We start from the raw sequence: 769 nt of genomic DNA on the forward strand, positions 1-769 counted from the left end.
CCCTTGAGCCCCTCGGTCTCCATCATCGGTACAACGACGTTCTGCACATCCCCGCAGGAGTGCACCACGATGCCGCCGAAGGCCCGGGAGATCATGCTGTTGTATTTTACCCCGAACTCCCGGTAGAGATTCGGCGACATCAGGGCCGCAGTATCGTCGCTGATGCGGATACCGATGTCCCGGGGGATGTACCACATCTCGTGCCCCATGGTATAGAGGTTTTCAATCCGCCGCAGCTGTTCCTGCACAAAGGCGATTGTTGCCTCGGTGACCTTCTCCATCAGAAGATGGACCTCCTCGGGAAAAAGCATGGTGGCTTCAATGAATGATGTATACTCCCATATCAGGGAGGCAGTAACCAGGGGCGAGGGAACATTCACCAGTCTCAAGGGCAGGTCACTGCGGGACTGAAGGTACTCGATACGCTCGTAGGCCCGGACAAAAGCCGGGTTTGTCTTTGCATCCGGAATCTCCAGGGCTTTGATCTCATCCCTGTTCTCCTCTCTAAAACGCGGTTTTATCCAGGGATCGGCCTCCCTGTTATTCGTTGCCTCGCAACCGAAGGCCTCGGCGATAATCCCGATACCCAGGTTCGGCTTTATGTTGGGCATGGCGAAATCGAGAAAGGCCTCCCGGTCACGGTGATAATGTATATTCCAGTCCAGTTCCGCCTGGTCGTTTTCCACGTATTCCTTGAAGGCCGCATGAAAAGGTCCGAGCTCTATCATGAACGGGACGACACCCGTCTCCTTCATGAGCCAGGTATCCC

1 protein-coding gene is annotated in these 769 nt (G+C 55.4%); it reads right to left on the bottom strand.

All coding sequences use genetic code 11. The annotated features are described in order from the left end of the window. On the bottom strand, positions 1–755 hold a 755-nt coding region (locus tag B4O97_RS19115), incomplete at its 3' end, for a uroporphyrinogen decarboxylase family protein (RefSeq protein ID WP_143305838.1). Positions 756–769: the final 14 nt, after the last annotated feature.

This window comes from Marispirochaeta aestuarii (genome assembly GCF_002087085.1).
GTDB classification, from domain to species: Bacteria; Spirochaetota; Spirochaetia; order JC444; family Marispirochaetaceae; genus Marispirochaeta; species Marispirochaeta aestuarii.